General features: G+C 67.8%; 6 protein-coding genes. All 6 read left to right on the top strand.

Annotated features, from left to right (window positions below):
- Nucleotides 1-1,139: (d)CMP kinase (gene cmk / locus I73_RS23045; RefSeq protein ID WP_022982780.1), on the top strand; the 1,139-nt coding region annotated here is incomplete at its 5' end.
- A gap of 148 nt (nucleotides 1,140-1,287) precedes the next feature.
- Nucleotides 1,288-2,997 (top strand): 30S ribosomal protein S1, encoded by a 1,710-nt coding sequence (rpsA, locus tag I73_RS23040; RefSeq protein WP_022982779.1) that lies wholly within the window; start codon nucleotides 1,288-1,290, stop codon nucleotides 2,995-2,997.
- 53 nt (nucleotides 2,998-3,050) lie between these two features.
- Nucleotides 3,051-3,359 carry an integration host factor subunit beta gene (locus tag I73_RS23035; RefSeq protein WP_022982778.1) on the top strand — a complete coding sequence of 103 codons (309 nt, stop codon included), beginning with the start codon at nucleotides 3,051-3,053 and terminating at the stop codon, nucleotides 3,357-3,359.
- Nucleotides 3,360-3,432: 73 nt separating this feature from the next.
- Entirely contained in the window at nucleotides 3,433-4,329 is an 897-nt protein-coding gene (locus tag I73_RS23030; protein WP_022982777.1) for a Kdo hydroxylase family protein, read from the top strand.
- Nucleotides 4,326-5,411 (top strand): glycosyltransferase family 9 protein, encoded by a 1,086-nt coding sequence (locus tag I73_RS23025; protein ID WP_022982776.1) that lies wholly within the window; start codon nucleotides 4,326-4,328, stop codon nucleotides 5,409-5,411. Before I73_RS23030 ends, I73_RS23025 begins: the two co-directional genes overlap by 4 nt.
- Before the next feature lie 12 nt (nucleotides 5,412-5,423).
- A partial coding sequence (locus I73_RS23020) for a hypothetical protein (RefSeq protein WP_022982775.1) occupies nucleotides 5,424-5,881 on the top strand: 458 nt, incomplete at its 3' end.

Here is a 5,881-nt window from a genome sequence, read left to right as displayed (position 1 = left end):
CCCAGGCCATGGGCGCGCAGGTCACGGGCGGCCCGGGCTGGCTGGAGGTACAGCGCGGCGCCTGGCCGCTCAAAGCCCTCACCCTGGACTGCAACCACATCCCCGACGCGGCCATGACCCTGGCGGTGATGGCGCTCTACGCCGATGGCCCCACCCGGCTGAACAACATCGCGAGCTGGCGGGTCAAGGAAACCGACCGCATCGCCGCCATGGCCACCGAGCTGCGCAAGCTGGGCGCCACAGTCACCGAGGGCCCCGACTTCATCGAGGTCCAGCCCCTGGCCGGCCCCTGGCAGGCGGCCAGTATCCACACCTACGACGACCACCGCATGGCCATGTGCCTGTCGCTGGCGGCCTTCAACCCGCTGGTGGCGGGTGAACCCGGCGTGCCGGTGCGCATCCTGGACCCCAAGTGCGTGGGCAAGACCTTCCCGGACTACTTCGAGACCCTGTTCGAGGTGGTGACGCCCGCCACCGACCAGGTGCCGGTGCTGACCGTCGATGGCCCCACGGCTTCCGGCAAGGGCACCCTGGCCAGCGAGCTGGCCCGCCGGCTGGGCTTTCACCTGCTGGATTCCGGCGCCCTGTACCGCGCCACCGCCCTGGCGGCCCAGGATGCCGGCGTGTCGCTGGACGACGAGGCGCCGCTGGCCGAACTGGCCGGGCGTCTGGCGCTGCGTTTCGAGGGCCAGCGCGTGTACCTGGCGGGGCGGGACATCACCGATCCGCTGCGCCTGGAATCCACCGGCGGCATGGCCTCGCGGGTGTCGGTGCACCCGGCCGTGCGCCAGGCCCTGCACCAGCTGCAGCTGTCCTTCCGCCGCGCCCCGGGCCTGGTGGCCGATGGACGGGACATGGGCACCGTGGTGTTCCCCGGCGCCTCGCTCAAGGTGTTTCTCACCGCCAGTGTCGAGCAACGCGCCGAGCGGCGTTATAAGCAGTTGATTTCCAAGGGAGTTTCTGCTAACCTCCCACAGATTCAGTCTGACCTGCGGTTGCGGGATGAGCGGGATGCAAACCGATCGGTTGCGCCCTGCAGGCCGGCTGAAGATGCGATGCTGCTGGACAACTCGGCGATGTCGATCGAGGACTCGGTCGTGCAATGCCTGGGCTGGTGGCGGCAACGCAGGCCGTTCTGAGCTGCTCACTCGGTTCGGCTGGGCCCACCGCCCTTCCCTCCTGGCGCGTCCTGTGCCGTCAAGGGCGGTGAATCCGTCAACCTAACCCCCGCGGCCTTGCAAACCGCACAGCTGTCGGCGGCGTCCGCCCGCTGACTCAGGAAATCCCATGTCCCAGACTCAAACCGCCGATTTCGGTGGAGACTCCTTCGCCGCTCTGTTCGAGGAATCGCTGCAGAAGAGCGAAATGCGCTCGGGTGAAGTCATCACCGCCGAGGTGGTGCGTATCGAGCACAGCTTCGTGGTCGTCAATGCCGGCCTGAAGAGCGAAGCCTATGTGCCCATCGACGAATTCAAGAACGACCAGGGCGAAATCGAAGTCCAGGTCGGCGACTTCGTCTCGGTGGCCATCGACGCCGTCGAAAACGGCTACGGCGACACCATCCTGTCGCGCGACAAGGCCAAGCGCCTGGCCTCCTGGCTGTCGCTGGAAACCGCTCTGGAGTCTGGCGACTTCGTGACCGGCACCGTCTCCGGCAAGGTCAAGGGCGGCCTGACCGTTCTGGTCAACGGCATCCGCGCCTTCCTGCCCGGCTCGCTGCTGGACACCCGCCCCGTGAAGGACATGTCGCCCTTCGAGGGCAAGACCATGGAATTCAAGGTCATCAAGCTCGACCGCAAGCGCAACAACGTTGTGCTGTCGCGTCGCGCCGTGGTCGAAGCCTCCATGGGTGAAGAGCGCGCCAAGCTGCTGGAAACCCTGCACGAAGGCGCCATCGTCAATGGCGTGGTCAAGAACATCACCGAATACGGTGCGTTCGTGGACCTGGGCGGCATCGACGGCCTGCTGCACATCACCGACATGGCCTGGCGCCGTGTCCGTCACCCGAGCGAAGTGGTGACCGTGGGCCAAGAGCTGACCGCCAAGGTCCTGAAGTTCGACGCCGAGAAGAACCGCGTCTCGCTGGGCATCAAGCAGCTGGGCGATGACCCCTGGATGGGCGTGGCCCGCCGCTACCCGACGGGCACCCGCCTGTTCGGCAAGGTCACCAACATCGCCGACTACGGCGCCTTCGTCGAGATCGAGCCGGGCATCGAAGGCCTGGTGCACGTCTCCGAGATGGACTGGACCAACAAGAACGTCGCTCCCTCCAAGGTGGTCACCCTGGGCGAGGAAGTCGAAGTCATGGTCCTGGAAATCGACGAAGACAAGCGTCGCATCTCCCTGGGCATGAAGCAGTGCAAGGCCAACCCCTGGGAAGAGTTCTCGGCCACCGTCAAGCGCGGCGACCGCGTCAAGGGCCCGATCAAGTCGATCACCGACTTCGGCGTCTTCGTGGGCCTGGCCGCCGGCATCGACGGCCTGGTGCACCTGTCCGACCTGTCTTGGCAAGAAGCCGGCGAGACCGCCGTGCGCAACTACAAGAAGGGCCAGGAAGTCGAAGCCATCGTTCTGGGCATCGACGTCGAGCGCGAGCGCATCTCCCTGGGCATCAAGCAGCTGGATGGCGACCCCTTCGCGACCTTCACCTCGGTCAATGACCGCGGCGTGATCGTGAACGGCACCGTCAAGACCGTCGACGCCCGTGGCGCCGAAGTGCAGCTGGCCGATGACGTCATGGGCTACCTGCGCGCTTCCGAAATCAGCCGCGATCGCGTTGAAGACGCCCGCAACGTGCTGAAGGAAGGCGACGAGGTCTCGGTGATGATCGTCAACGTGGACCGCAAGACCCGCAACATCCAGCTGTCGATCAAGGCCAAGGACCAGGCCGACCAGCAGGAAGCCATGCAGCGTCTGTCCGCCGAGAACACCGGCAACGCCGGCACGACCAGCCTGGGCGCCCTGCTGCGCGCCAAGCTGGACCAAGGCGGCAACTGATCGCTGGCCACCGACGCCTGTTCCTCCACCCTTTCCGAGCCCTGTCCTGACCCATGACGCGTTCTGATCTCGTTGCCAAGCTGGCTGAGCGATTTGCCCAACTGACGCAGCGCGACACCGAGTTCGCGGTCAAGACCACGCTCGATGCGATGTCCGACGCCCTGGCGCGCGGGCACCGCATCGAGATCCGGGGCTTCGGGAGCTTCTCGATCAGCCGCCGACCGCCGCGCATGGGCCGCAACCCGCGCTCCGGCGAGAAGGTGACGATCCCCGAGAAGCTGGTGCCGCACTTCAAGCCGGGCAAAGCCCTGCGCGAGGGTGTGGATGCCAGCCTGCCGGTGGACAATACAGACGCTCGGTAAGCGCCTGCTCTTCGGGGCAGGCGCCCCTTGGAACACACCATCGACGCTCGGGCCCTCCCGGGCGTTTTTCATCATGGCCCGCCTCGACGACATTCTTCAGACCCACAGCGACAGCGACTGGCAGGATGGCCTGCCCGGCGCCCCCACCCACGCGGTGGAGTCCTCGCTCGAAACGGGCCATGTGCTGGTCTTCCCCCAGCTGCGCTTCGCGCTGAGCGAAGCCGAACAACGCTTTCTCGACACCCGCTACGCGGACCCGGCCACCAAGAACATCAGCCTGCGCGGCCCCCAGGCCCTGATGCGTGGCGCCGTGGGCAGCGCCGAGGATCTGGTCGAACTGCGCGCGATGCTGATCCGCTTTCGGGACCAGGCCAGCGCCCTGGCGCAGCGCCTGTTCCCACACTACATCGGCAAACTGCAGGTCGCCAACACCTCCTATCGACCTGTCTCGGTCGAAGGTCGCGAGACGAGCTGGCGCAAGGACGACACCCGCCTGCACGTGGACGCCTTCCCGTCCAACCCCACCCAGGGCGCCCGGCTGCTGCGCATCTTCACCAATGTGAACCCGGGCAGCCAACCGCGCGTCTGGCGTGTGGGCGAGGACTTCCAGGACTTTGCCCGGGCCTTCCTGCCACGCATCCAGCGCCCTCTGCCCGGCTCCGGCTGGCTGCTGGAGGCCCTGCACGTGACCAAGCAGCGGCGCACCGAGTTCGACCACCTGATGCTGGGCCTGCACGACGGCGCCAAGGCCGACATGGCCTGGCAGCGTGACTGCCCGCAACGCGAAGTCGCCTTCGCCCCCGGCACCACCTGGGTGGTGTTCAGCGACCAGGTGCTGCACGCCGTGATGGCCGGCCAGTTCATGATGGAGCAGACCTTCTGGCTCTCGCCAGCCGATCAGCAGCAGCCTGACACGTCCCCGCTGCATGTGCTCGAGCGCATGACCGGCCGCCGCCTGGGTCTCGCATGAGCTTGCTGGCCGACCGGGCAGCGGCCCTCGCCCCCCGCCGCATCCTGATCGTGCGGCTGAGCGCGCTGGGCGATGTGGTGCTCAGCTCCGGCCTGATCCCGGCCCTCAAGGCCCGCTGGCCCGAGGCACGCTTGAGCTGGCTGGTGGATGCCCCCGCGGCACCGCTGCTGGCCCACAACCCGCGGCTGGACGAGTTGCTGGTGCTGCCGCTGGGCCAATGGAAGCAGCTCTGGCGCACCGGCCGGCGCCTGCAGGCCTGGCGCGCTTTCCGAGCCTGGGTGCGGGACTTGCGCGCCAAGGAATTCGACCTCGTGGTCGATCCCCAGGGGCTGTTCAAGAGCGGCCTGTGCGACTGGTTCAGCGGCGCCCCGCTCAGGGTCAGCCTGTGGCCCCGCGAGGGCAACCAGTTCTTCGTGCACGACTGCGTCCGCCCGGCCATTCCGCCCGGTCCTGAGCGCATCATCTCGTTTGAATACCGCGCCCTGGCCGCGGCCGTGGGTGCCACGGACTTCCAGCTCGATCTGGTCGTCGGCGAAGCCCCTCGCCTGCGGGCCGCCCAGATCCTGCAGGAAGCCGGCATCGGCGCGCGTCCGGTCGCCATCCTGGCCCCGTTCACCACCCGCCCCCAGAAGCACTGGGTGGAGGAACGCTGGCCGACGCTGGCCGCGGCCCTGTGGGACACAGGCTACCAGCCCGTGCTCCTGGGTGGGCCGGGCGACCGGGCCGCCGCCGAACGCATCGCCGGCCAGAGCGCCCGCATCGTCAACCTGACGGGCCGGCTCAAGCTCGACGAAACCGTGGCGGCCATCGCCCAATGCCGGCTGCTGATCGGCGTGGACACGGGCCTCACCCACATGGGCATCGCGCTGGCGCGCCCCACCGTGGCGATCTTCGGCTCCACCGCGCCCTACCTGCAGGCCGGCACTCCCCAGGTGCAGGTGCTTTACAAGGCTTTGCCCTGCGCGCCCTGCCATCGAGAGCCCACCTGCAGGGGACAATTCGACTGCATGAAGCAGATCACCGTCGCCGAGGTGCTGACCGCCTCCGCACAGGTCATCGGATCCCCGCGCCCCATCGCCTGAATCGCCCTCGACATGCCGGCTGCCGACACGAACGCCCCAGACACCCGCCCCAAGACCTTGGTGCTGCATCAGTTCCCCGGCATGGGCGATCTGGTCTGGCATGTGCCCTACATCCGGGCCATCGCGGCGCAGAGCCGGAACGATCAGGTCGCGGTGCTCACCGCCCCTTCCACCTTCGGCCGTGAGCTGCTGTCGGGCGAGCCCTGCGTCAGCGAGGTGATCGACTTCGACCGCCGTCCCCGCGTGGCGGAACGGCGCAAGGGCCGCCACGCCGGACTGCTCGGCCTGTTCCGCATGGGCCGGGAGCTGCGGCCCCAGGGCTTCGACCGCATCGTCATCTTCTCCGACCACGTCAACCGGGCCCTGATGGCCATCGTGGCGGGCATCCCGGAACGCCTGGGTTACGGCTTCACTGCACTGGAGCGCTGCCTGCTGAGCCATGGCCCCTTCATCCAGTGCTACCGGGGCAC

This window comes from Ideonella sp. B508-1 (assembly GCF_000333615.1).
Lineage (GTDB): Bacteria > Pseudomonadota > Gammaproteobacteria > Burkholderiales > Burkholderiaceae_C > Ideonella.
This window is presented reverse-complemented; position numbering and strand designations above follow the sequence as displayed.

Excerpts from the sequence above, each read along its gene's own strand:
- rpsA (WP_022982779.1), top strand. The coding sequence starts at position 1,288 with ATGTCCCAGACTCAAACCGCCGATTTCGGTGGAGACTCCTTCGCCGCT.
- I73_RS23035 (WP_022982778.1), top strand. The coding sequence starts at position 3,051 with ATGACGCGTTCTGATCTCGTTGCCAAGCTGGCTGAGCGATTTGCCCAA.
- I73_RS23030 (WP_022982777.1), top strand. The coding sequence starts at position 3,433 with ATGGCCCGCCTCGACGACATTCTTCAGACCCACAGCGACAGCGACTGG.
- I73_RS23025 (WP_022982776.1), top strand. The coding sequence starts at position 4,326 with ATGAGCTTGCTGGCCGACCGGGCAGCGGCCCTCGCCCCCCGCCGCATC.